Genomic DNA, 26,187 nt, shown 5'->3' on the forward strand with positions numbered 1-26,187 from the left:
TTTTTTTCGTACCTTCACTGGGAGGCTGTCAGTCGTTGTTGTGTGCCCCATAGTTTCACTCCTTATTGAATTCAAATTCACAGTGTTTCTCCGACAAGTTTCGACCTTTAACGATTCTTTGAGACTCGTTTCGTCATTCGGTTAAGTCATAGTCACATTGTGTTGGATGGGGCATTTGTTTGCAATTAGACATTCTTGATTTGCCCGGGTTTTGCCGGTTGGACATCTTTTGCAAACCTACTCTTTTCTTGTTAACAACGAAAAAACCCGCTCCACGAGCGGGTTTTCCGGTTTATGCTTGGCGGCTCATTTCCCGATATTGACTCGGGGTGACCCCTTCATATTTTTTGAAAATACGGTTGAAATAGCTATGCTGATACCCGACTTTTTCCGATACCTCGTTAATCTTCAGCTCCGAATTGCGCAGCATCTCCTTCGCTTTCTCCATGCGAAGATCCGTCAAATAGTCAATGAAGTTTTTGCCTGACACCTGCTTGAACGTCCGGCTCATCACGAAGGCATTCGTACCGCAGTGCTCCGCGCAGCTATCGAGTGAGATATCGTTCATGTAGTTCGCCTGGATATACAGCATCGCCTGCTCAATCATTTTCTTAAGCTGGAAATCCGCCCGGTTCTCCATCGCCTCGATGAACGGGGCAATGACCTTATTCATGAACCAGGCTTCGATTTGCTCCGGCTCCCTCAGCGCGGAGAGCTGCTCGAACAAGTTGGCGGATTTGAACAGCTGGTTCGGATTCAGACCCGATTGCATGATAGCATGCTCGAGGGAACCAAGCAGATTCATCATCCCCTGCTGCACATCCATCTCCTTAACTCCGTCTGCGGCTACCGCATTCATGAAGGCATGAACATGCTGCCTCGCCTCGTCCGCTTGCCCCATCCGCATCGCCTGGATAATCTCCCTCTCCAAGGAAAAAGGATACTGGAACGGCTGATGCTCCTCCAGCTTGCTAAGAGCCTCCAGGTCAATGATCTGATTCTCCTTGCTGAAATTGCGGTAGCTTAAAGCAAGCTTCGCCTCTTCGAATAAGAACGGGATTTCTCTCAGCTGCTCCGTAGCTTTCCCCAAGGTAATAGTAACCTGCATCTTAAGAATTTGATTGATGGTCTTCATTAATGTTTCGCTCAGCTGGTACAGCTCGTTCTTGAATGGCTGCACTTCCGGAATATTCAGCAATAGACCGACAGTTAAGTTATGAAAATTTATGACATGGCAATGCTCGAACCGTTCATTGGCCAGCTCTTCAATCATATTGGCCGCGGCAAAGGTGATAAGCCCTTCATCTCCATGGGAAAACCTGCCGCCCGTATCCAGCTCCGTCATTCCTACCAGCTGCAGATACAGCACGATATATTGGCGGTGTTCGGTATTCCAGCCATAATGATTCATCCGGTCCCTGAGATCGCTCTCCGAATACGCCGACAAATAACCTTGAATCAGCTGCAGCACGAAGCCCTCCTTCATCTGCGGCATCTGCTTCTCCAGCTTGGTCTGCAGCTCCAAACTTTCCCGGTTCAGGTGCTGCCAATGCTTCTCTATCAGCTCAAATTCGTTCCCCTGCGTTTGATTCCCATTGCCCAGCAAACCTACCAGCTGATTTAACGGGGAATATATTTTACGGGATGCGAGCCACGATAATACGGCGGCAAGGAGCAGTCCAGCACAGCTGATAAGAACGATCACCTGCGACAGGAACACTATCGGCTTCTTAATCGCACTGGTCGGCGCTATGGACACATAGATCCACTTTTCCCCGATTCTTTCCAGTACCCCGGCAGAAACCGAATACGTATTTTTATCCCATTTGAACAGGAACGAGGTCTGATCCGCGTTACGGCTTAAAACTTCCTTTTTGACCCCCTCAATTAGAGAAGAGGCTTGGCTGTTCCCCTCGGTTGAGATAAGTACATTGCCATCCTCCTGCATCATAAACGCTTCCCCTTCATCATAAGGAGCAACCGTTTTCAAGAGCGAGACGACATTATCGCGGTCCAGGCGTGCCACCATAAGTCCGAAGGGCTCTGATGTGCCTCCGGGAATTTTGTGGACTAGGGCCAGATCATATCCGGTCTGGTATTTGTTCAGTGTAGGCAAGGTTGTCCAATATACATTCGGCCCCTTCCCGCTGGCCTGCTTGAACTGCTTCCACTCATCCGTATTCGGATCGCTGACACTAATCTCAGGGTTAAAATGGACCGGCAGCAGCCCGTCTATATACAAATCCAGCCGTTTGGCGAGAGGCATGGCCCCTTGCATCAATACTAAGGTCTTGGATATATCTCTCGATAATGAAAATTGACGATAAAAATCGGTATCCTTCAGCGAGTAATCGAATTTGGTATCTAAAGCACCGTGAGACATGGATAGCTCCATATTCTCGAACTGCCCGTCAATATTTTCCGCTCTCTTGATAATTTGATTTTTGTGCAGCTGAAGCAGCTCATTCTCTATCCGTCCTCCGACAAACCAGTAGATCAACGCTCCGGTTATTAATCCGGGAATACTGGCAATGATCAGAATCAAGACGAGCATCTTCCGATAATGTGTTCCTTTTCCTCCATAAAAGCTGGAGCCCCAGTGACTCAAGCGCTTCTTCATTGTAACGAGCAATCCAATTCACCACCAAGAGGTATTAATGTTAGTCACTTTTCGAAAGGAAGTACTCCCGATATTAAACATTATATTACTACCATACCTTTATTTGTTTTTGTTTTCAACCGTTTTATTTTGAAATTTTATAATATAATTGGTTATTTATTTGGAATTTCTCGGAAAACTATGAAGCCGAAGACAACCTCATAAAACCGGGTCGACCGGCTTGAATTCGCTTGCCCTTTAGGCTGCTCCTTCCGGGCTCCGTTTGCCGGATGGATTGGAATGCGACACAGAGGCTGCATCTCCAAATAAAATAGACCGTGACCTGTCTCACCATCGGGGACAAGATACGGTCCAACGCCATTCCTTAATCTAAAATAAGGATTTGTTCCCTTAATATCACTCTCATGATGTGGATTTTATTATAACCCGGTAATCATATCAGCACAATGTAGTATCCTGCCATTTTTAATATCCCCGGAAATCTCTCCATCCCATTGAGGCGGCAAAACGGGGACTGAAATTAGGAGCTTGGGAAACTTCCAAGACAGCCGCGAAAATAAAAAAACCTGCAACTACATGCAGGTTGGTGATGCGGAAGTTTCCATATCTGATCGTTGGCTCGTCAAATTGAAGATATGGAGCTGGGGTATCTATTTTCCCCTCTTATTATCTATTGGCTATGAGTTAACAGGCTGTAACGTATGGCTCGGGTAATCAAAATATTTGCCTTCGAGCAGGCCTATTAAGGAATTGGTGACCTTGACCTCGACCCGGTTAGCGCCTTTGCGCAGCAACTTCGACGGGCCTGTCCACCGATAAGGCGACCAAGGGCGGACTCCGACGGATTGACCGTTGACGATTACTTCTACACTATCATGCAGGTTCGAATCCCAGCCTATAAAGCTTAGCTCGAACGAATCCGCTTCGGGCAGGCTTGGCAGATCAATCATTCTGGCAAAGGTAAAGGTCCCTGCATAGTACGGATAGCCCCGGTAAGGCCCGGCAGACAATGGCATAGACAGATGCGATTTCGCACTCAGCACAGGCCGTTGCTGCCCATCGAAATGGACGAGAAACGATCCGTTCAGGTAGAGGGCATCGACAACCCCATCCCAATCATGGGCAATCCGGACATCCACCGACAGCTCATTAACTCCCTCGGCCAAAAAGGCCGTTACATCATAGGCAACGTTGGAATGGTCATACAGGAAATATGGTTCCATCCTTTCAGGCTGAATCACATGCCCATTAATTCGGATAACCCCTTGCCCCGATATGGCACCGCGATCCATAACAAGCCGGACGCTTTCCAGCGGCTCTTCAACGACGAATTGCGATGTATAACTAACGCGAAGCGGATAAGCCATGCTTAGCTTCATCGGCGTTCCGAACAGCTGCCGCATCGATACCGGAAACGGAAGCTGATCCGTAAGGTCCTCGCATTGATCGATAAAGGTTTTGACCGGTACGGTTACCCCACCGGAGGCTCGGTCGGATTGCGTCTTCACGCCAGGGCTGCTTTCCCCCGAATGCAGAATCATCCGGAAGGTATCGAAGCGAACCGAGTTAGGCTGCTCCGCCTGCATCTCCCACGAAGCCGTTGCACCGATCTGCCATACCCATGGCTGTGCTTGGCTCTCACGGCTTCCCTCCGCTTCGGGCATCCGGGCTTCTTCAACCAGGCTAACCCTCAGTAAGCGAGATTCAAATGGAGCCAGTGCAATAGGAAGCTGCCAAGCCGCTTCCGACGGGTTCCCTTGCAAGCAGCTCACGCTTCCATGGTCCAGCGAAAGCTCCTCGAAGTGAACAGCTGCCGATCCCGAGGCCGGGCTATCGGCCAAGCTCCAGTAGCTATCCGCTATACTCAGCGTAACCTCGCGGACGGCTTGCTCTTGGTTGCTGATGAACACTAATGCCGTGCGATCATCCAAATGTCTGGTTTGCAGCAACAGACCTAGTTCACCGCAGCCTGGCTGCAGCCGGACGGCTTGAGGTTGAAGCTTTTCCAAAAGCTCGTCCAATTTATCAAGAATGACGGAGGCTTCCGTCCCTGCATGGAAAGGCAAATAGTAGGCGTTCCCGGCTCCCGATGACCATGGATGATCTCCGGCAACAGACGCTTCCTCATGCCCGGTCCAGAAGCGGCCTTTCTCCGATTGCGTCAAGCCGAAAGCGGCCAGAAGCTCTTCTTCATTCCACTGCTTCGGCTCGATAGCCTCGTAAGGCAGCTGTCCGAGACTAACGACCTTACCGCCTTGATGAAGAAAGTCTTGAATTTTCTTCCAGGCAGCACTTTCGAGGTTCGTCATAGGGGGCAGGATCAGCAGTGTATACCGGGCTCTTCCTATTAATATAACTCCCTCCTGAACATTGGCCTCCGCCAAAAGCTCCGCGTCCAGATGATCGAAATCTCTTCCGCTAAGCGTCAATTGGTTGCATATCCGAACCCACCACTGCTTCAAGCTGTTTAGCCTTTCCTTCTCCTGCGTCTCACGGCCGCCATAGCCGAACCCGTGAAACGGGTTCCCCATATACGTCCACAGGGAGGTTGTCGGCTGCAGCACGGCTATCGAGATATCCGCGTCTCCGCAGCTCATAGCATAGCTGATTCTTCCCGTATAATCGCCCAGCTGACGAAAATGCTCCCAATACGGATTTTGCAAAAATTGGGATGGAGGGGCATCATGCTTGGTCAGGCCGTCCAGCGTATAAAAGAAGGCATGGAAATTAAAAAAGTTCGTGCCCATCGCAGCCATACGGTCTATCATCCATCTTGCATCCTGCAGCGTCATAGACCAGCCTACGCTGTGGAAGCATTCGATCAGGTTGCGCTCCCGGCCGAGCTGACGCGCAAGCGAGCTGACCATCTTGGGATTGCTTCGCATATTGTCCGCATACTGGTTCAAAATCCATTCTAATGACCGGCCCAGCTTCTCGTGCGCCGAATCGCCTCCCGGCACATGACTGTACAGCTGGGTCGTCATTCGTACCGAAGGCACCTCGGCAACATATTGAAGTCCGTGCCGTTCGCACCAATCGTGCACTTGCTTGTGATAGGACTCTCTTAGGAGCAAATGAACCGTTTGATAATAGTCATACCGTATACGGGCCGCATCCTCCGCATCCGAATACAGCAGTGCGTGCAGATGCTCCCGCAGATCGTAGCCGTTCCGCTGCAGAAATTCGTCCGCTAACCGCGGAGACCAAGGAATACTTCCTAAGAGACCGATCTCGTCGGTAAACATTCCTTTTATCGTCTTGCCGAAATAGTCCCCGAGATGCTGTGCGTACTTATCGTGCGTCAGCCTAATAAACGCGGCCATAGCTTCCCGGTTGCAGGGATCGACGAAGGTTCCGTAATATTTGAAGTCTTCAATTTCCTGTTCCTGAACGATAATGACTTCCCATGCTTCTTCCAGGTTCGGGCCCGATGGAGCGGTCCAATCCATCTTTTGCACCGTACGGTATGTAAAGAACCGCTTCTGATTATAGGCAGTCAAGCCCGCCTTCTGAAATATCGGGTCGGCTTGATAGTTGCCGATGCTTGAACGGACATCGATGGCCTGATCCCAATTCAGCTTGCCTGATGCCGATACGGGTACCGCCTTGGCGAACAAAATTTTGGCCCAAGGCAGCTCAAGCGTCACATGCTGGCCGGCGGAGACGCGTTCCGAATGGTGTGCCAGCGTGTAGTGCTTCGCGTCAGGATGCTCCAATATGACTTCTCCCCCGGCTATTCCGCTCGGATAGGGGTACTCGTCATATAACCAGACCTCCATCCCGTTCTTCTCGGCCTCTTCTACGGCAACGCGAACCTTGCCGAACCAGGCATCGGATAAGTAAGGGATTTGCAAACCTTGCCTTGCGCATATAAAAAAACCGCCGACGCCTTTATCCGCCATTTCACGGATTTGATGACGGATTTCCTCGTCTAACATATCACCGTTCCAGAACCAAAAAGGTTGAATGCGGAACGCTGACGGCGGTTGCTCAAATCGTTTCAGATCCAACATGAGAATCCCTCCAGTCTCGTAATCCCTTTTCCATAGATAACCTTATAGGATAAGGTTCTAGAACACAATTACACATTTTTGCTTATTCTATGAAAAATACTTGCACTATTTTGTAGTCATGAGACTTCCTTGCCAAAATGCGTGCGGCCAATCTTGTCACTTCGTAAACTGCATTGCTTTCTATCAGCGGACTTGGGAGGAATGCGGCTTCATCGCTGAGGCGAGTTTTTTTCATTAGATGTGTAACCTTTTCCAGCTATCATCCGTCTTAATAGACAGAAAGAAAAAAAATAATAGCTTCTGTAGTAAAATTGTAAAACTTTTTTAATGTTATTTTAATAATCGTAATATATCCTATTTACATATCCAATATTAGGTTGGTGATTATTGATGAAACTATTTATAACTGTCCAAAACAAAACCGTACCTGTGTACACCGATGAGAAAACAAATAAAAAGTTTAACTTATTGAAATCCGCTTTGGAATCCAAGGTAACCAAAGGAAGAAAAGCGATAAAAAAATGTCTCGACTCCCTTATCAGTATCGAAATCGTTGGCTGTGAAGCTATTCTTCATTCCCTCAACGAACGGGACTCGCTGGCATTATCTCTCTATTAAGGGATTGGCGTACAGAAGCTTTATTGATCTTTTCATCCATATTGCCTCTGTCTATGAAGGGCCTCTAAGGGGCCCTTTCTTTCTGCTCCTCTCTACTCTCCCCCGCTCTTCACTTGTTCCCCTTTTCCCTTATCGTATACAATAGAATAATCCTATTTGCTGTTGTCTAAGGGAAGAAGTGAATCTATGAATCGGTTACCTATTGAATCCATATTACCTAAACTACAAGAAACGCTCCGTTCCGGTCCTAACGCAGTGCTGGTAGCCGCGCCGGGCGCAGGGAAAACAACCCGGATTCCGCTTGCTCTATTGGACGAGCCTTGGCTTGCCGATCGCCGCATACTGATGCTCGAGCCCCGCAGGCTCGCAGCCAAATCAGCAGCACGGTACATGGCCGCCAAACTCGGGGACAAGGTCGGCGGCACCGTAGGTTACCGGGTACGGCTCGATAGCCAGGTTAGCTCCGAAACCCGTATCGAGGTTGTAACGGAAGGCGTGCTAACCCGCATGCTTCAAGCCGACCCTGCATTGGAGGATGTCGGCATCGTTATTTTCGATGAATTTCATGAGCGCAGTCTGTACGCCGATACCGGCCTCGCCCTGTGCCTTCAATCGCAATCGCTGCTGCGTGACGATTTGCGAATATTGGTCATGTCCGCGACATTGAATGCGGAGCCCGTCGCCAAGCTGTTGAACGATGCGCCGATTCTCGTCAGTGAAGGTCGCAGCTTCCCTGTGGAAACACGGTTCTGGAATCGCAGCACGGAGGGGAGGATCGAACCGTCGGTCGTCCGCTGCATTCTAAGCGCATTGGAGCATGATCCCGGCGATCTGCTCGTCTTCCTCCCGGGGGAGGGTGAGATACGGCGCGTAGAAGCTCTGCTCCGCGAGCAAGTATCGGCATCACGCCAAGCGGTGAGGATTGCTCCGCTCTACGGAAGCTTGCCGCAGGAAGCCCAGGATGCGGCGATTTCGCCGTCCCGGCCTGATGAAAGCAAGGTTGTTCTAGCCACCTCGATTGCGGAATCGAGCTTGACGGTGGAAGGCGTGCGCATCGTTATCGATGCTGGCCTTATGCGTGTTCCCCGCTTCTCCCCGCGCACCGGAATGACGCGCCTGGAGACGATCCCCGTCTCGCGAGCTTCCGCAGATCAGCGCAGGGGACGTGCGGGGAGAACCGCGCCAGGCGTATGCTACCGGCTGTGGACGGAGCAGGAAGATCGCAATCTCAGGGAGCATAGCGCACCTGAGATTGCCGAGGCGGACCTCACGCCGCTCGCTCTGGAGCTGGCGCAATGGGGCGTAGCCGATCCGGCCGAGCTCAGTTGGCTGGACCCGCCCCCTTCCGCCGCGTTCTCCCATGCCCGCGCTCTGCTCCAAGACCTTGGCGCGCTCGATGCGAAGGGAGGCATCACGGAGCACGGCAAAGCCATGGCGGAGCTGGGCCTCCACCCGCGCCTCGCCCATATGCTGCTCAAAGCCATTCCTATGCGGCTAGGCGTACTCGCTTGCGAGCTGGCTGCGCTGCTGAACGAGCGCGACATCCTGAGAAATGAAGGCGGAGCCGGAAAAAATGCCGACATAAGGCTGCGCCTGGAGGCGCTTCGCAAGGCAGCCTCCGCTGACAGAACCATGGAACCCTACCACGAAGGGTTCCGAATCGATCTCGCGGCGTCCAAGCGGGCGAACGCGGAAGCGAATCAATGGAAACGGATGATGAAGCTGCCGCAAGCCGCATCACAAGGTGACATCGAGGCATGCGGCCTGCTGCTGGCGCTGGCTTACCCGGACCGGATCGGCCAGCGCAGACCGAATGGCCGCTACTTGCTGCAAAATGGGCGCGGGGCTGCATTTCAAGATATGCAGCCTTTGGCTTCCTCTTCCTATCTGGTCGCGGCGGAGCTGGACGATCAAGGGTTAGAGAGCCGGATCCATCTGGCGGCCCCGCTGGAGCTAAGCGATATGGAGCAATATCTGAGTGAGATGATCGAACAGGAATCCACCGTAAGCTGGGATTCCTCCACCCAGGCCGTACGTGCGCGTAAGCGGCTTCGTATCGGGGCGCTTGTCCTCAAGGAAGCTCCAATTCCTCAGCCTGATCCCGATGCCATGCTCACGGCCTTGCTCGAAGGCATCCTCCAGGAAGGCTTGTCCCTGCTTACATGGACCAAGGCTGCGAGGCAGCTGCAGCAGCGAATGTGCTTCATGCACTCGGTAGATCCTGCATGGCCCGATGCTTCGGATGAAGCCTTGCTGTCAAAGCTTGATGAATGGCTGGGGCCGCACCTGTACGGACTGAAGAACCGGGGTGACCTGGAACGGCTCCATTTGGCCGATACACTGGAATCGTGGCTTACCTGGGAGCAGAGACGGGAGCTGGATACTTATGCTCCGACTCATATGGTCGTCCCTAGCGGTTCACGAATTCCAATAGACTACACCGATCCGGCAGCTCCATTGCTCGCAGTCAGGCTTCAGGAAATGTTCGGGCTGACGGAGACACCCTGCATAGGACGGGGCAAAGTTCCGCTTACTCTGCACTTGCTGTCTCCCGCCCATAGACCCGTGCAAGTAACGAGGGATTTGGCCAGCTTCTGGTCCGACGCCTATTTCGAAGTGAGGAAGGATTTGAAAGGGCGTTACCCCAAGCATTATTGGCCTGATAATCCTCTTGAGGCTATGCCTACGAATCGGACCCGTCCGCGCGGTTAATCCGAGGATATGCAAAAAACCGGTATGCGAAATGAACGCATAGACCGGTTTTTTTGGTTATTAAAGCATTACGGCTTACTAGCTGAAAAGAATGCCTAACGAATATTCATGTAATGTGATCACTCCGGCTTAGGACCTGCGCCGCGAATCGCTTCCGAGGCATCGGCAAACTTCTCGAAGTTGCGGATGAAACGGGATGCAAGCTCGCGTGCCTTGGCATCATAGGCCTCAGTATCGGCCCAGGTTGTACGCGGCTGCAGCACTTCGCTTGGCACTCCCTCAACACGGTCAGGAATACCGACTCCGAAGATCGGATCCGGTGTAAACTGAGCCTGCTCCAGGCTTCCGTTTAAAGCGGCCGTTACCATGGCTCTCGTATAGCTCAGCTTCATTCTTTGACCAACGCCATAGCTTCCTCCGGACCATCCTGTATTGACAAGATAAACCTTCGCTTGATGCTCATCGATTTTATTGCCGAGCATCTCTGCATAAGCGCTTGGACGAAGCGGCAAGAACGGCGCACCGAAGCATGAGGAGAACGTGGCCTCCGGTTCGGTGACTCCCCTTTCCGTACCTGCAAGCTTCGAAGTATATCCGGACAGGAAATGATACATCGCCTGCTCCTTCGTCAGCTTGGAGATCGGAGGCAGCACTCCGAACGCATCTGCGGTCAAGAAGATAATGACCCCGGGATGGCCTGCTGTTCCAGGTATTAGGGCATTTTCGATGAAGTCAATTGGATATGCGGCCCGCGTGTTTTCCGTTAACGAATTGTCCGAGTAATCGGCTTCGCCGGTCTCAGCATCCAGAACTACATTCTCAAGCACCGTTCCTTTTTTGATAGCTGCCCAAATTTGCGGCTCTTTTTCCTTGGTAAGACCGATACATTTAGCATAGCAGCCTCCTTCGAAGTTGAACACTCCGCGATTGGACCAGCCGTGCTCGTCGTCGCCGATCAAGCGGCGGTCAGGGTCAGCGGACAAGGTCGTTTTACCGGTGCCTGAGAGCCCGAAGAACAGAGCAACATCCCCTTTTTCCCCAACATTGGCGGAGCAATGCATAGGGAAGACGCCTTGGAAGGGAAGCAAATAATTCAATACGCTGAAGATCGATTTCTTCATTTCTCCCGCATACTCGGTTCCACCGATCAGGACGACCCGGCGCTCGAAGGATACGACGATGAATGTCTCCGAATTCGTTCCATCCAACTCCGGCTCTGCCTTGAGTCCCGGCATAGCGATAACCGTAAATTCAGGCTTATGGGCTGCCAGCTCCTCCTCCGTCGGACGAATGAACAGCTGACGGACAAACAGATTGTGCCAAGCACGTTCGTTAATCACCCGGATCGGAAGACGATACTCTTCGTCTGCCCCTGCGAAGCCGTCAAAGACGAATAGCTCGCGAGCTTTCATATAATCCATTGCCTTGGCGTACAGCTTCTCAAAATGAACCTGTGACATTGGCTGATTGACGGCTCCCCACGCAATATGCTCCATAACCGACGGTTCTTCCACAATGAATTTATCTTTGGGAGAACGTCCGGTATATTTGCCCGTTGTTACTGCGAATGCCCCGGTTGAGGCAAGCTGACCTTCCTTGCGAAGAAGCGCGTGTTCAATCAACGCATCGGCTGAAGCATTTCTATGCATAGTTCCCTTGGTCAAAGGGGCCGATTCTGGAATAAGTTCATTTATTTTCATAGGGTCATGGATCCTCTCTTAGGTGAATATGATCGTTTATAGGGAAGCGGCTTTCTCAGGCGGTATTCCGACCGGCAGCTTTTCCTTTTCCTTGCATTGTGAATGATCGCATTGGCTATAATAAGTCACGACGTTTTCGGTATCGACGGTATCAATAATTTCTCCGCAATGCTTGCAAATAATAACTCCCAACTCTAAAGAACGGCCATAGATGTTTCGCATGCTTCTTCCACCCTTTCGCCTACAGTTTGAGTTAATTCTATAACACGGCAGGCATAAGCCCACTCATTGTCATACCATGCCAACACTTTGATTTGATCCCCGGATGCCATGACAGACAGGCCGTCGATGACTGCGGATTTAGAGCATCCGACAAAGTCGACCGATACAAGAGGCTCTTCCGAATACCCGACATAATGGGCAAAATCGCCGTTTGCAGCAGTACGCAGCACCTCTCTTACCTTTTCCAGCTCAGCGGGATGGGTTACTTGCACCGTGAGATCGATTAAGGATACATCCTGCGTAGGAACGCGAACGGATAGCCCTTCGATATGAGGTGCCAAATGCGGAAGTACGTCGACCAGCGCTTTCCCAACGCCTGTTGTCGTCGGAACGATCGACTGGGTGCATGCCCTGGCTCTTCTTAAATCCTTGTGTGGATTATCCAAATGGTTCTGATCGGATGTGGAAGAGTGAATCGTTGTCAGCCACCCGCTCTTCACTTGGAATGCCTTATCGAGTATGGCCAGTACCGGTGCCACACAATTGGTCGTGCAGGATGCAGCGGATACAACAGTATGCTTGGCAGGATCATATAAATGATCGTTGACTCCCATAACAACCGTCAGATCCATTTGCTTGCCGGGCGCCGTAATGACCACGGAAGAGGCACCTGCTCTCAAATGCTTGTGAGCGCCTTCGCGATCATTGAATTTACCGGTAGCATCGACAACAAGCTGAACGCCTAGCTTTGCCCATGGAATTTGCTCCGGATCCCGTTCATACACTACCTGAATCGTATGCCCGCTGATCACCAAAGCTCCGTTTTGAATCGAAATTTGCGCCTCCCATGTTCCATGGACCGTGTCGTACTTCAATAGATGTGCAACCGTTTCCACCGGATAAATGCTGTTAATCGCTTTCAGTTCGATGGATGGTACGGGGCTGGAGCAAATTCTTCTCACCAATAGTCTGCCGATTCTTCCCATGCCGCTAATGCCTACACCTGCTGCCATGTTCTGCCTCCTTGTTAATGAGCATTACTTCTATATATGGTATATCACATTTGGAATTATGACGCAATATATAATCGATAAATTGTATTATAATCACGATAAAATTTATTTATAGCGTCATAATAGCAACAAAAAAACACCCTAATTCTTTCCATCTGCTTTTGTCAAAGGAAAGTCAGGGTGCTGCTGCAATTGCTTCTATATTTTATAGCTTGGTTATAGCTTGGAAACAGTCTGTCTCCTCTTGGAGCCAATCACATGCGCGGCATAAAAAATCAGGAACAGAAGCATACTGACCGCTGAGACTCGATACATCCCGGCATACCCTGTTCCGGCAGCGACAAAGCCCAGGCAGACCGAGCCGATGGCAATGCCCAGATCGATAGAATTATAGAACATACCGGTTGCCGTCGCGCGTCTTTCCGGTGCACTGCGCTGAATAGTCCACGCTTGCAGCGACGGCTGCAGCATGCCATAGCCGATCCCATAGCAAAACGCCGAAATAACCAAAAGCGTCATACCGGAAGTATAAGATAACAAGAGTAGGCCGATTGCCGTAAATAACGCTCCGGGAGGCAGGACGGCAGCATGACCTTTCCGGTCGAACAGCTTGCCTGAAAAAGGACGGACAACAAGAACCATTAACGCGTTAAACAGGAAAAACCAGCCGACATTTCCCAGGGAGACCTCTTTCCCGAACAGAGCCAGAAAGGTGATAAGTCCCCCGTACGTGACGGATAATAGAAGATTCAAGCCGCAGGGGAACAAGGCGCCGCTTTCCCAAACCCCGTTCTTTGTTTGAGCTTGTCCTGAAGATGTATTTCCTGCAGAGGCTTGACCTCTGTCTGTCTGCTTCGCCGGAAACCGGATAAAAGCCGCCAGCGGAAAAACGACCAGAGCTAGTACGGAGGTTACGCTGATTAGCGTATTGAAGCCGTACGCATTCAGCAGCCATAAGCCGATAACCGGAGCTATGGACATTGATAAGCTTGTCGATAAGCCGAAATAGCCCATGCCCTCTCCCATCCGATGTTTAGGAATAATCTCCGATACTAATGTCCCGAAGGCTGTACCCGCAAGAGCAAAACCGATGCCGTATATGACGCGGAGAACCAGCAGCGCACCCAAAACATGCATAAAGGCATACCCTGCAGTAGAAACTGCAAATATGATAAGTCCGATAAACATCAGACGCTTTTCTCCAAACATCGCAAACAATTTAGCTGCAAACAACCGCATAACGATCGCCGATATGGCGAACAGGCTGATCACAAAGCTGATCGTGGTCCCGCTGCTCCCGAATTTGCTTGATACATGAGCCGGAAGTGATGGGGTAATCATCTGGATATTTAGATAAACGCATAAGTTACATAATGTCAGAAAAATAAAATTCATCGTCCAAAGTCTGGACGACGATGATTGTGTTGTGTTCATGTAGTTGTATGTTCCCTTCCTGTCGTTCCATTGTTGTATCGTGCTGATTATTTGTCTTGAACTTGTGAGTCATGAAGCTGTTCAGCAGTCCTGCCGATCTGAAGGAGCAGCTGCTTTAACAGCTCCAGCTGGGCGTACGGAATGTCTCCCGCAGCGTCTTGAAGCGCCTGTATCTCAATAGGAACGAGCTTCTCCGCAAGCTCTTTGCCAAGAGGGGTCGAATAGACGCAAAAGGATCTACGGTCTTCGGCATTCATCTCTCTGCGAACATATCCTTTTCGCTCCAAAACATCGAGAATCCGGGTTGTTGTAGGCGGATCTTTATCAGCCCGGGCAGCAAGCTCCTTCTGACTGATTCCGTCATTGCCCTGCAGCCGGCACAGGATGGTCCATTGCTCCGGCGTTATGTTATAGGGCTTGAATCTCAGCAGCAGCAGCTGAGACATTCTCCGGTAGGCTTTGCCAAGCAAAAATCCGAACGACGCGTCCAAATCATAAAATGGCAACTCGGTTCCTCCTTTCTTCCCTATATTTTAATTGTTATAACAATAATATCAAAAACAACTAATCTCCGCAATTGGATTATTGTTAACCCGAGGCAAAATCAAACCCCCGCCTGCTTCAATGAAGCGCACGGGGGTTTTTGGTACAATCTATTACACGTTGATAAGACCTGTCTTTTGCAAATTGTTAAAGCTGATGGCCAGGCTCTCGAGCGGATTGCGGCCGTAGCACTGATCCTGCTCTACAGCGCCCCATTCGACTCCAATTTCATTGCAAGCGGTCAAAATGCTTTTGAAATTCATATTGCCTTCGCCAACCTCGGCAAAGCGCTGTTCGCGGTCGCCCATAACGGCCATATCCTTCAAATGAACAACCTTCATTCGGCCATTGACCTTGCGAATCCACTCTACCGGATCCGCTCCGCCTGCTTGTACCCAATAGACATCCAATTCGAAATCAAATGCTGAAGGGTCCGACTCTTCAAACAAAATGTCCATGCCGGTCCGCCCGTCGAATTTGGCAAATTCAAAGCTATGATTATGATAGATGAAGGTTAACCCAGCCGCCTTGAGCTTTCTGCCGATTTCAGAGGCTATTTTTGCAAATTCCGCATAGCCTTGAGCGCTTGTCCGGTATTCCTGCGGCAAGCCGCCCAAGCCAACATATTGGCAGCCCCACAGCTTATGCTTCTGGATGACGCTGTCCAGATTGTTCGCCAAGTCCTGATAACCGATATGCGTAGCGCAAATGGCCAGCTGCTCGCGGTCCGCCAGTTCCTTCAAGGCCTCATTATCGATGGGTCCTACTCCGGAAACCTGTACGGCATTGTAGCCGATCTCTTTTACTTTCTTCAGGGTTGAAGCGATATCTTCCGGTGTTTTCAGAAACTCTCTTAACGTATAGAGCTGCGCTGCAATTCTCAATCGGGACATCTCCATTCATTATATAATGAGGGCATTTTAGTTCAACTTCAATTTACCACAACCGCTTACATTGTTCTACCATAACTTCCCTAAACGGATGCTTTCGAAGGATAGAATACAAGTACGCGCCCGGAATGACCCGGCATGTCGGTTAAGGTGAGCTGATCCCTGTGCAAGCCGAGCTCCTCTCCTGTCCAGAAATCCTCCAGCCTGCCTGCTTGATCAAGACGGATCGTCAGCGTTGTCGCCGTTTCGCTCCAGTTAAACAGACAGAGCAGCTGCCGGTCCGGCTCGTAAACTCTGCCTATCCGGAAGCTGTCATCATCGAACCGGGCCGCAATGTTGCGTGTGGTCAGTGCCTTTTTCACGATATCCATATTGCTTGCGGACATCGTAGACATATCATCCCCGGACAGCACCATACCGCCAGACGCAATAATGTATGCCGCATGAAAACTAAACTCATCCGGTGTAATCGCAGATAGCCCATGGCGTACAGTACCATCGGGATCAACAAGCTTGATATTGCGGTTCTCAAGCACCAGACAATCCGGATCATTGACCCACAGGCGGTTATGCTGCCAGTTCCGGGAAAAGCCCTCGGCGGCGAGCAGTGCAAAGACATGCCACTTTCGGGCAATATCTCCGGTTACGCGCATTCCGTGAACGGTTCCAAGAGATGGCCACATCGGAGCGTTGCAGCCCAGCAGGAAGCTGTCGTGTCCCGCCCCTTCCAGGACAGCCTCCATCCCCATGCGGTACGCTTCCACTTTCGTCGCTTCAGGAATATAACGGCGGCCGCCGGGGAGCGCACCCCACATGTTCGCGTCCAGCTTAAAGTAATGGCAGCCCCACTCCTCGCGCATCGTCCGGAATACGTGCCGCAAATACTCCCGCGCCTCGGGATGTGTACCGTCAAGCATGTACCAAGGGCCATGACGCCAGCCTCCGAATGAAATCTTGTTGGAAGCGAGCGGCTGTCCGACCTCGTCCTGTATAAACCAATCCGGATGCTTCTGAAACAATGCCGATTCCTGTTGAGCGATGAACGGAGCGACCCAGATGGCAGGCTCAAAGCCTTCGGCCTTAATTTGTTTGCACAGCTTCTCCATATCGCTGAACGATTTTCCGGGAACAAGCCAATCTCCCATGTAGGCTTGATAACCGTCATCGATTTGAATGTACTTCAATTGAGGTGCCTGCTCACTTATTGCATGCAGGTTATCAAATATATTTTGTTCGGTCACCTGCGGGCCGAAGCAGTACCAGGAGCACCATCCGTTAGGAGCACCCGGAGTTTCCAATCTTGGATGATTGGCCTCCAGCTCCCGGCCGAATTGTTCCAGAAGCGTTTCCCTGTCCGTTCCTTCGAAGATGGCGAAGCTTTCAAGCTCCCAGCTTTGACCCGGCTCAATAATCAGCTGCTCGCCGTCCAGCACCACCTCGAAATGACCGTCTGCCAACCGGATTTCACCTGTATAGCAGCTGCAGGAAGTAAAGCCCATCAGCACATGGCTTGAGGCGGATGGTGACAGCAGTACAAAGTTGTAGGCGGTAAAGAACCCTTCTGTCGCCGGAAGCTTATAATGCTTTCGGTCGTCAAACTTGCCTATGAGCCCCGGTTGCGCGATCGTCCCTCCGTACTGCGACAGCATGCTGTAGCCTTCACCGTAAAACTTGGTGTCGCCTGTATATGGCCATCCACCCTTAAATAAAACCATTTCTTTTACGGATACGGGAGTTAGACCTTCATTGACAAGACGAAACTTAGCGGCATGGCCGTCCCATTCGGTTAAGATGCGGGTTTGCTCGCTAATACGACCGTCCGCCTCTCTTACGAACGAGGAAGCTTTTTGAATAAAATCAGTAGTCTGAGCAGAAATCATACCTATGAACACTCCATTGCTTTAGTTTGTTTTATTTTCTACTTTCGAACGATACGAACCTCCCCTGCGTGGCAGGAATGATATCGAAAACATTATAGCAATAGAGGCAAAAATAATATTTATCCTGGAGTCCATGATTTGCACGATTGTAGGATAAAATATTGTCAAATGGGCGGTCTCGTGATAGCCTAAGCCTAACAACGGATGGTAATCGATAACCATACTGCTGCAATCGGATCCGGGAGGCGCCTCCATTGAAAACCAGCACCGCTGCATTGACTGAAATCCGCTCGCGCATTCTCAGCGCCAACTTTTTCCCGTTCAAGCCGGGACAAATCGTAGGCCCCCGACTGCCGTACGTCCACATCTTCATCTGCATTACGGCAGGCAGGGGAAGCGTCCGGATCGGGGATAGAACATGGCAGGCTGAACCGGGAGACTTGTACTATGTCGCTCCCGGTGAAGCTCATTTGTTCATCGCGGAGCAAGACGATCCGATGGTTCATGCATCCGTCTATGTGGATCTTCTTTCTCCTTCCACCCCCAAACAAAAAGGAGACAAAAAACTTAACGAGCACAATGCCTCTCTGTATGACCTCTCCTTATGCGCCGACAGAGTGGAATTTAGTGAAGGCTTTACTTTGCCGGTTCACACACGTCTATCTAACCGTCCTGCGTGGATGGAGCCTTTTTTTACCGTTATCGAATCCTATTTCGACGCGGCCGTCGGCAGCGATCTGCTGCTGCGTTCCTGCTTTGAGTCTTTTCTTGTCCGTTATATTCAGCACACTTTGAAGCCGCATAACACGTTCTACGATCCGAGGGTTGCCAGAATGATCGAATGGCTCGGGGAAACCGACGCCACCAGTGCGAACGTCGGAGAGTGGGCCCGGCGGCTTGGGATCAGCACGGCTTACTTGTATGAGCTGTTCCATAAGCAGACCGGAACCAGTCCGCAGAGCTACCTGCTCCAATGCAAGCTGGACAAAGCTAAAGCGTATTTGCGGGAGACCAATATGCCGGTTACTGAAATTGCAAGCCTGCTCGGTTTCTCTTCCATTCATTATTTTGCGAGACAATTCAGCAAATACGCACAGGAATCAGCTACCCAATACCGTCAGCGGTTTCGAGGGTTTGAATAAATGTCTTGCACTTTGCCGGCTATAATGATCCGCATGGTTGTACCATGGCGCTTCGGACATAGTATAATAGGGAGGAATTAGAAATCCCACTGGAGGTTGAGCATGAGAGAAGAATTCGTCTTTTCATTGATTACCCGTACCAGAGACAAGCTTCTAAAGCAGGCGGAGCAATGTCCGGAGCAGCTGCGCTCGACGATCCCCGAAGGCTTCAATAACAGTATTTTGTGGCAGATGGGTCATGTCCTTACCGTAACGGATGCCTTGGTATTCGGTATGTCGGGACATCCCATCGAATGCCCGACGACTTACCGCTCGTTCTTCGGCAACGGGACGAAGCCCGCGGATTGGACGGAAGCGCCGCCTGCCTGGGATACGATCCTGGAACAGTTGAAAGCGCAGCCAAACCGCGTCCAGGCTGTTCTATCCGGCAAGCTGTCCCAAGGCATTGCGAAGGAAAACTTTATGAAGGCCGAAACTATCGGCGAGCTCCTTGCCTTCCATGTCATGCATGAAAGCACTCATTCCGGCATGGTAAGCGGGCTGCTGAAGGCATTGAATCGTAAGCCATAGCCTGTTGGATCAAACGGATACAACCCGTGATCGCAAAAAGTCCTCTTTCTCCTATGTGAGATGAGGACTTTTTACTCTGGTTAGTTTATGCCTGTTGTTCTTCCAATTGATTTTTATGCCGCGTCGGCCCCGCATGAACCCATAGGGTCACGACAGGGTCTTCCGTGCTGGAAATCAGATGATGATCCTCGCCGGGTTCGATGACAATAATGTCACCGGTAACCACCGGGTACATCACTTTATCGACTTCCATCTGCCCCTTGCCCTGTGCGATGATGAATACTTCACAATCCTTGTGCACATGATAGTCTCTTCCTTCGGGACCATCATTCGTATGCGTGCGATGGCCGGGCTTCTCGAAGGCCAGGCCCCCCGTACATAAATATTCTCCCGGTAAAATCCCTTGGAGAAAATGTCCCTCCCTCGTATCCTGCAGATCCGTCAAACGGTACTTTTTCATATCGATTCCTCCCGAGAATAAATGGTTTATTTGGCCGTCAAGCGATACAGGCGACTGCGGAAGTCCCCTTTCCACTGGGGCAGATTAAGCCCTACATGCATCAACTCGTCCCCGCCGAACAGAAGTCCATCCGCTTCCTGCGTTCCGTCCTCCTGGACGAGGTAGTCCAAGTTCGGATTAAGACCCTTCAATCGCAGCTTCGTTAGCGGCGCATTCGGCTTCGATAATACCTGGAAGAAGGCGACCAGAGCGGAAGCTTGATCCTCGGATACAAACATCCACGCCGTCTCGTTTCCTTCAAAAGGATTTAACAGCCGATAAAAATCGCCAAACTGGATTAATGGCCGCAGCTCCTTGTACAAGGCAATCTGCTGCTTCACCATCTCTTTGTCCTGCTCGGTGAACTTGGTCAGATCCAGCTCATAACCGAAGTTACCTGACATGGCTACATGGCCGCGCATTTCAATCGGAGTTACCCGGTGAACCTGATGATTCGGTACCGCCGATACATGGGAGCCCATGGAACTGATCGGATAGACGATGCTCGTTCCGTACTGGATCTTCAGACGCTCCACGGCATCCGTGTTATCGCTCGTCCAGGTCTGGGGCATGTAGAACAGCATCCCCGGATCAAATCGGCCGCCGCCGCCGGAGCAGCTTTCGAACAAAATGTACGGGAAGGCGGAAGTGATTCGCTCCAGCACTTCATACAGTCCCAGCATATAGCGGTGGGCAGTTTCTCTTTGCCGCTCGGCCGGCAGCAAGGCGGAGCCAATCTCCGTCATGTTGCGGTTCATGTCCCACTTGACATAATGAATCGGACAGCTGGCCAAAATGTCGGATACGACCTTGATAATGTACTCGCGCACATCCTTGCGTGAGAAATCTAGGATCAGCTGCTGGCGGGCCTCCGTACGTCTGCGTCCCGGAACGTGCAGACACCAGTCCGGATGGGCGCGGTACAGCTCGCTGTCCGGAGATACCATCTCGGGTTCGAACCAGAGCCCGAACTGCAAACCGAGCTTGTTGACCCGGGCGGCCAGATCTTCAAGTCCCTGAGGAAGCTTGTTCAGGTCGACGAACCAGTCCCCGAGCGAGCTTTTGTCGTTATCCCGCTTGCCGAACCATCCATCGTCCAGCACGAACAGCTCCAACCCCAGCTCTTGTCCTGCCTTGGCGATTTCTTCGATTTTGTCCGCATTGAAGTTAAAATAGGTAGCCTCCCAATTGTTGACGAGCACGGGTCTCGACTTGTCGCGGAATTCTCCCCGGCACAGGCGAGTACGATACAGCTTATGGTAGGTTCTCGACATACCCCCAAGTCCGTCGGCGGAGTAGACAAGCACAGCTTCCGGTGTCTGGAATGATTCTCCCGGCTCCAGCAGCCATGAAAAGTCGAACGGATTAATCCCCATCACTACCCGGGTTGTACTATAGGGATCGATTTCCGCTTGGGCAAGGAAGCTGCCGCTGTACACAAGACTGAAGCCGTAAGCTTCCCCGTGATCCTCCGTCGCATCCTTTGAGAGCAGGGCTATAAACGGATTGAGCGAGTGGCTGCTTGCTCCCCGGCGGCTTTCAATGGATGCCCCTCCAGTCGTCAGAGGACGCCGCTCTATATGTCTCTCTCTAGCCCAGGAGCCCGATAAATGGAGCATATCAAAATTCGGATGGGGCAGGTCGATTCCCATGCTTAACGCCCGGAGAAGTCTGAGCTGACCGCTGCCTTCATTGTAAAAGCGGACAGAACGGGCAACGGCGTTACAATCACGAAAAACCGTATAGCTAAGGACTGCTTTCAGCCCGATCAGCTTGTCCGTCAATACGATATCCAGACTTTCCGCCTCATCGTCCTGTTCGACGTAAGTCGCGGGAAGCCCTTGCAGCTGCGGCTTGCCCGGATAAATCCGATGGGATTCATAGACGAGCTCGCTTACTGTCGTCCCGTTGTCCAGCTGAACCTGGTAGGCCGGAACCCGAAAATCGCTTCCTCCATAACCTGGCAGCTCCTGCGGCAAAGTATCGAGGGACAGACTAAGATCATTAGGGTCCGTAGAGGGGGAGAAGGAACAGCGCTTGCGGTTGGCCAGCAATCCGCCAATGTTGGTGCCTCTTACCCTGCTGCCCCAATGTACGTGTGCAATATATTTCGATTTGATGATCTGTATTAGATAGCTTGCATTACAGGCTTGTAGATGAAAGGTTTGCGTTGTTGTGTCAAAGCTTATGCTCATGGCTACCTCCAATGATAGATATACCCAACATTATAGTACTTGCCTATGAGCCGGAATATGGACAAAACCCACTTTCATATGGAGAAATTTCGTTTATTTATATTTACTCCGGCACGACAAAAAACCGGGCTTATATAAAGCCCGGATCATCCCCGCTAATCCTTCTATATCAGTCACCTTGCTTTTACTCTCATTCCTGAGTGCCGTTCTCCATCATCCGCCAGCTTATCATCCTCACGTTGAAAGAAACGGTAACAAACCACCCAACCGATGCCGATCAAGGATCCGATGAGCGCCATCAACATATCCTTCTGTGTATCCAGCACATCTCCCTGCAGCCCCAGGTACTGCTGCCCCAGCTGAGGATTGGCAACAAAACCTACCACCATCTCCATGATCTCGAATATCGCACTGACTGCCATGATGACAGTAAAAGCAATAGCATGGATCCAGATCAAACGTGTTTTAGCTAATCGAATCAGGATATCCTGCAAAGGATAGACCATCAGAAGCCCGAAGGAAAAGTGAACGATCCAATCGGAGACCCCGTGCTCGGAGTGAAAGGTGTTCTTGTACCAGAAATCAAGGGGAGCATATTTATAAGCGTAATGGGCTCCTGTCAGATGCAGCATCAGGTAAACCGTTATAAGAAGGTGCGAAATATTGTTAAACGTAAAGTGCTTATACATAAAGGCAATTACCACCGTTACTATAAGAGGAAGCGCGCTTTCAAGCAGAAAGTCTGTCATATCGACCGGATGAACCGCCATCCAAATCCAGTACAGAACAAATACTATGATAAATAAATGCAGCGGCCAATTTTGGGCAAACGGGATCTGATGACTCTTCCAAATCGACGATCTTGGCAATACTTCAGAAGAACGCGGCATCTAAGAGCTCCTTCCCGGCATCAGCTGGTTTGTTTTGTTACCCTTAGATTGTCCGGCTGAGTTCCTATTTATGCCAATGAGGAATAATCAAATCGATCCGCTCGGCCCGACGACACGCGGGCAAGTTATTATCCACGTGAAAAGCATCTACGATGCTTTTAAATAAAAAGCGCCCCGCCTTAGGAAGGACGAAGCTCTGGGGATATCATTTTCTCATACACATGAAACGGATACTTCCGGAACGGGTACCGCACCTCTCCAATTCGGTTATAGCCTGCCTTCTCATACATTCCTACGGCTGACGGATTGGCCGAGTACGCGTCCAGACGAATGCTTGTATAGCCCTTCTTCACCGCTTCTGCTTCCGCAAACAGGAGCAGCTTCTTGCCGATGCCTCTCCCTTGATAATCCGGATGAACCGCCAATCGGTGAATCACCATCCAACTGCCGGACGGATCCTGCCAAGGCAGTCCCTCGAATGCCGTGTCCTGCTCCTCATTCACCGCTACAGCTCCAATCCACTGCCAATCCTTCCGGATTCCATATAAATGTCCGTTGAGCAGATCGTTCTGGAACACCGGCTTGGTCGGGTAATATTGGTCCCACTGATCGATGCCTTGCTTCCGCATATGGCGGGTTACATCATTATATAATTCCGTTATGGAATCCAGCTCGTTATCTCCGATTTGCTCAATTTGCATATCTTGCCCGTTCCTCATTCCTCTCTCCCCCTTCAATGGATTAAACTGCTTTGCCAGCTTTGATCGCATGCAATCGAACCTTGGAATGCTTCCGGTACAGAGCGGTCCATAAGATTGTGATTCCGATAAAGCCGTAGAAGACGAGATTCGATACCGCCAAAAATTGAGCCGTTGTCAGTTCATACACAAGAAGGATCCGCACTCCTGCCTCAACAAGCAGCATGCCGCCCCACACAGCCGTCATTAACCGAACGACAAAGCGAAAGTACGAGTAATCCCAATTCGCGGCAAAGGCCGACTTCTCATGCGTGCTGTCTTGAACGGTGAACTTCATTGCCAAGTGATAGATTAACGGTTTTCTGAACAACAGGGATACCAGGAACAGCAGCCCTACAGAAGCGGTAATGAAGGATTCCCGAATGAGCAGCAGCTTCTCGTCGCCGCCCAGCGCAATAAGTCCGATCCCCAGCAAAAATGTGAACAGCATCATGCCGCCGAACACATCCAGCTTCTTATGCTTAGCCAAATGAAACAGGTTATCTGCCATCGGCACTACGGTAGCAATGGATAATGCCGCGAAGCTCGACATGGTATTGGACAGCCAAATATACAATACGTAAGGAACTGCACCATTAATGAGCAGCGTAACTAAGATTCCTCTCAAAACTCGTGACATAAGATCATTTCCTCCCATACTAATCGTCTATTCATTCAACGTATTCGCTTTGGCATAACACATTCTATGCTAGCTTTCATTCCTTCTTGTAAATCTGTCCTCCTACTTCTGCTGTACACCATCGCTATTGTATTCATCGTACTAACGGCTTTTATATTACCGACCGTCGGTTTGTTTATAAACTAATAATAAAATACCTACCGTCGGTATGTCAATGGGTTTTTCCTGAGTTTAGCAAAATATTATGTCAATGATTATCGCTAAACCGCACAATGAAAAAAGGACCTCCCCTGTAAATCAACTTAGGAGATGTCCTCTGTTACGAATGGCTATTTGGCAGCGGCTTTCATTTCTTGTATGTATTTGTCCGCCTTGTCATTGGCTTCTCTTAATGCAGTATTGATATCCTTGCCGTCGTTAACCATCGACTTGATCCCTTCCTTTAAGAAGCTGTAGGACTTCACGTCATAAGCCGTCGCTTCTGGTAATGGCGCAGGCTTCACAGCGAAAATACCGAGCAGATTTTTGCCGTCATACAGCTTGGCATCTGCAGCAAACTGATTACGGATAGCCGGATCCTTCAATATGGATAATCGGCTGCCCGATCGGTTCATGGCCGTCTGGGCCGCATCGCTGATCAAGCTTTGGATTACGGCATAGGCTGCTTTGGGATGCGGGGTGTTAGGAGGAACCATCGCCAGGTGGAAATCAATCTCTCTTCCTAGACCAGGCCGGTCATCCATGGAAGGGAACGACACAACATCCCAGTTAAAATCCTTGCCCGGCTCCTTCAGCTGCGGCAATCGCGCGGTCAATGCGGAAATCCAGTAAGGGAACATCGCCACCTTCTGCTCCTTCAGGAAGGCATCGATGCCATATGTATACTTTTTCTTGGAATCGACAATGCCTGGAATCTCGTACAGCTGCTGGTATAGGCCGAATACTTTTTTATAACCGTCAGAGGTCAATACCGCTTTCTCCTGCTTATCGTCCACCACAGGAAGAGAGTAAGCGCGGGTTAAGGTCTGGGGATCTCCCATATCCAGGCCGATATATTGGTTGCCTTGATCGGCACGAGTAACCTTGCGGGCCAGCTCCAGGATTTGGTTCCAAGTCATCCCGTCCTTGGGATAAGGAACGCCGTATTTATCGAAAATATCCTTGTTATATGCAAGCACACCGTAATTCATGGCATAGGGGACTCCGTATAGCTCGCCTTTTTTGCCGAAGCTTTTCATGACGTTGACCGCTTCCGGTTCAAAACGGCCCATGTCGATGCGCTGGCTTTTTACGAAATCGTTCAAATCCGTGCCGAGGCCCATTTGCAGCACATCGTGCAAATAATAATTGCTTGTGGCAATAATATCAGGTACCTCGCCTGCGGCTAGCATTTTATCGAGGTTGGTTCCTTTAATAAGCTCCAGAGTAATGTTCGGGTATTTGGCACGAACCGGCTTACTGATAAGCTCCTCCAGGTCGGCATCACTAAGAATCCCGGCATTATGGGAATAAAATCGCAATGTCACCGGTTCATTATTGTACAGCTCTTCTACGGCCTGATTGGCCGTAACTGAATTCGGCTTGACCTCTTTACCGGTACTGCAGCCGGTCAGCAGGACGCCGCCTGCCACCGCTGTTATCGCTAGTAGTGAAAAAGCTTTTCGTTTTCTCATATCAGCGCCTCCACGAAAATAGTGTTGTTATCAAGCAAGCTTCAACTTATTTCGTTCTATCCTGCAACTGTATGTCTGGACCGGCTGCCTTGCCAAAATCCCCTGCAAAGTGATGCCACGGCCTCGAAGCTGATTCTGGCACCTTACGGGGAGCCCCGAAATATTTCATTACTGTTATGTAAAAAAACTGGTTACC

General features: G+C 50.6%; 19 protein-coding genes. 4 read left to right on the forward strand and 15 right to left on the reverse strand.

Features of this window, described 5'->3' with window-relative positions:
• Positions 1 to 292 precede the first annotated feature (292 nt).
• Both GGC63_RS00740 and GGC63_RS00745 read right to left on the reverse strand, forming a co-directional pair.
• Positions 293 to 2,620 carry a helix-turn-helix domain-containing protein gene (locus GGC63_RS00740; RefSeq protein ID WP_192700706.1) on the reverse strand — a complete coding sequence of 776 codons (2,328 nt, stop codon included), beginning with the start codon at positions 2,618 to 2,620 and terminating at the stop codon, positions 293 to 295.
• Positions 2,621 to 3,297: 677 nt separating this feature from the next.
• Positions 3,298 to 6,633, reverse strand: coding sequence for a glycosyl hydrolase (locus tag GGC63_RS00745; protein ID WP_192700707.1), 3,336 nt, complete (start codon positions 6,631 to 6,633; stop codon positions 3,298 to 3,300).
• 390 nt (positions 6,634 to 7,023) lie between these two features.
• On the opposite strand from GGC63_RS00745, the gene GGC63_RS00750 reads away from it, so the two are divergent.
• Entirely contained in the window at positions 7,024 to 7,251 is a 228-nt protein-coding gene (locus GGC63_RS00750) for a 3-dehydroquinate dehydratase (protein ID WP_079912907.1), read from the forward strand.
• Positions 7,252 to 7,437: 186 nt separating this feature from the next.
• A complete protein-coding gene (hrpB, locus tag GGC63_RS00755) occupies positions 7,438 to 9,963 on the forward strand; it encodes an ATP-dependent helicase HrpB (protein ID WP_192700708.1) in 2,526 nt (841 codons plus the stop codon).
• Between the two features lie 119 nt (positions 9,964 to 10,082).
• Here hrpB and pckA read toward each other — a convergent pair whose 3' ends face one another.
• From pckA to GGC63_RS00790, 7 genes are all read right to left on the reverse strand, one after another.
• The gene (gene pckA / locus GGC63_RS00760; protein ID WP_192700709.1) at positions 10,083 to 11,663 is read right to left on the reverse strand and encodes a phosphoenolpyruvate carboxykinase (ATP); all 1,581 of its coding nucleotides are present in this window, start codon (positions 11,661 to 11,663) and stop codon (positions 10,083 to 10,085) included.
• Between the two features lie 36 nt (positions 11,664 to 11,699).
• The gene (locus GGC63_RS00765) at positions 11,700 to 11,885 is read right to left on the reverse strand and encodes a GapA-binding peptide SR1P (protein ID WP_192700710.1); all 186 of its coding nucleotides are present in this window, start codon (positions 11,883 to 11,885) and stop codon (positions 11,700 to 11,702) included.
• Positions 11,858 to 12,898: a type I glyceraldehyde-3-phosphate dehydrogenase gene (gene gap, locus GGC63_RS00770; protein ID WP_192700711.1), complete on the reverse strand. Its 1,041-nt coding sequence runs from the start codon at positions 12,896 to 12,898 to the stop codon at positions 11,858 to 11,860. Before gap ends, GGC63_RS00765 begins: the two co-directional genes overlap by 28 nt.
• A 216-nt stretch (positions 12,899 to 13,114) precedes the next feature.
• Complete coding sequence (locus GGC63_RS00775; protein WP_192700712.1) at positions 13,115 to 14,332, reverse strand: MFS transporter; 1,218 nt, start codon at positions 14,330 to 14,332, stop codon at positions 13,115 to 13,117.
• A 47-nt stretch (positions 14,333 to 14,379) separates the two neighbouring features.
• Positions 14,380 to 14,838 carry a MarR family winged helix-turn-helix transcriptional regulator gene (locus GGC63_RS00780; protein WP_225947848.1) on the reverse strand — a complete coding sequence of 153 codons (459 nt, stop codon included), beginning with the start codon at positions 14,836 to 14,838 and terminating at the stop codon, positions 14,380 to 14,382.
• Between the two features lie 150 nt (positions 14,839 to 14,988).
• Positions 14,989 to 15,768: a sugar phosphate isomerase/epimerase family protein gene (locus GGC63_RS00785; protein WP_192700713.1), complete on the reverse strand. Its 780-nt coding sequence runs from the start codon at positions 15,766 to 15,768 to the stop codon at positions 14,989 to 14,991.
• 80 nt (positions 15,769 to 15,848) lie between these two features.
• Positions 15,849 to 17,645 (reverse strand): glycoside hydrolase family 36 protein, encoded by a 1,797-nt coding sequence (locus tag GGC63_RS00790; protein WP_192700714.1) that lies wholly within the window; start codon positions 17,643 to 17,645, stop codon positions 15,849 to 15,851.
• 254 nt (positions 17,646 to 17,899) lie between these two features.
• Here GGC63_RS00790 and GGC63_RS00795 point away from each other — a divergent pair, with 254 nt between their 5' ends.
• Together GGC63_RS00795 and GGC63_RS00800 are read left to right on the forward strand one after the other, a co-directional pair.
• Entirely contained in the window at positions 17,900 to 18,787 is an 888-nt protein-coding gene (locus GGC63_RS00795; RefSeq protein WP_192700715.1) for an AraC family transcriptional regulator, read from the forward strand.
• Positions 18,788 to 18,889: 102 nt separating this feature from the next.
• The gene (locus GGC63_RS00800) at positions 18,890 to 19,357 is read left to right on the forward strand and encodes a DinB family protein (protein WP_192700716.1); all 468 of its coding nucleotides are present in this window, start codon (positions 18,890 to 18,892) and stop codon (positions 19,355 to 19,357) included.
• An 85-nt stretch (positions 19,358 to 19,442) separates the two neighbouring features.
• Here GGC63_RS00800 and GGC63_RS00805 read toward each other — a convergent pair whose 3' ends face one another.
• The 6 genes from GGC63_RS00805 to GGC63_RS00830 all read right to left on the reverse strand — a co-directional run bounded on the left by GGC63_RS00805 (position 19,443) and on the right by GGC63_RS00830 (position 25,991).
• Complete coding sequence (locus tag GGC63_RS00805; protein ID WP_192700717.1) at positions 19,443 to 19,817, reverse strand: cupin domain-containing protein; 375 nt, start codon at positions 19,815 to 19,817, stop codon at positions 19,443 to 19,445.
• Between the two features lie 26 nt (positions 19,818 to 19,843).
• Positions 19,844 to 22,051 (reverse strand): alpha-galactosidase, encoded by a 2,208-nt coding sequence (locus GGC63_RS00810; protein WP_192700718.1) that lies wholly within the window; start codon positions 22,049 to 22,051, stop codon positions 19,844 to 19,846.
• 173 nt (positions 22,052 to 22,224) lie between these two features.
• Positions 22,225 to 22,941 carry a DUF2238 domain-containing protein gene (locus GGC63_RS00815; RefSeq protein WP_192700719.1) on the reverse strand — a complete coding sequence of 239 codons (717 nt, stop codon included), beginning with the start codon at positions 22,939 to 22,941 and terminating at the stop codon, positions 22,225 to 22,227.
• Between the two features lie 179 nt (positions 22,942 to 23,120).
• Positions 23,121 to 23,660, reverse strand: a complete 540-nt coding sequence (locus GGC63_RS00820) for a GNAT family N-acetyltransferase (RefSeq protein ID WP_192700720.1) — start codon at positions 23,658 to 23,660, stop codon at positions 23,121 to 23,123.
• Between the two features lie 22 nt (positions 23,661 to 23,682).
• Positions 23,683 to 24,318: a VC0807 family protein gene (locus GGC63_RS00825; protein ID WP_192700721.1), complete on the reverse strand. Its 636-nt coding sequence runs from the start codon at positions 24,316 to 24,318 to the stop codon at positions 23,683 to 23,685.
• A 329-nt stretch (positions 24,319 to 24,647) separates the two neighbouring features.
• Positions 24,648 to 25,991 (reverse strand): ABC transporter substrate-binding protein, encoded by a 1,344-nt coding sequence (locus tag GGC63_RS00830; RefSeq protein WP_192700722.1) that lies wholly within the window; start codon positions 25,989 to 25,991, stop codon positions 24,648 to 24,650.
• Positions 25,992 to 26,187: the final 196 nt, after the last annotated feature.

The sequence above is a fragment of the Paenibacillus sp. OAS669 genome, assembly GCF_014873645.1.
Classification (GTDB): domain Bacteria; phylum Bacillota; class Bacilli; order Paenibacillales; family NBRC-103111; genus Paenibacillus_S; species Paenibacillus_S vulneris.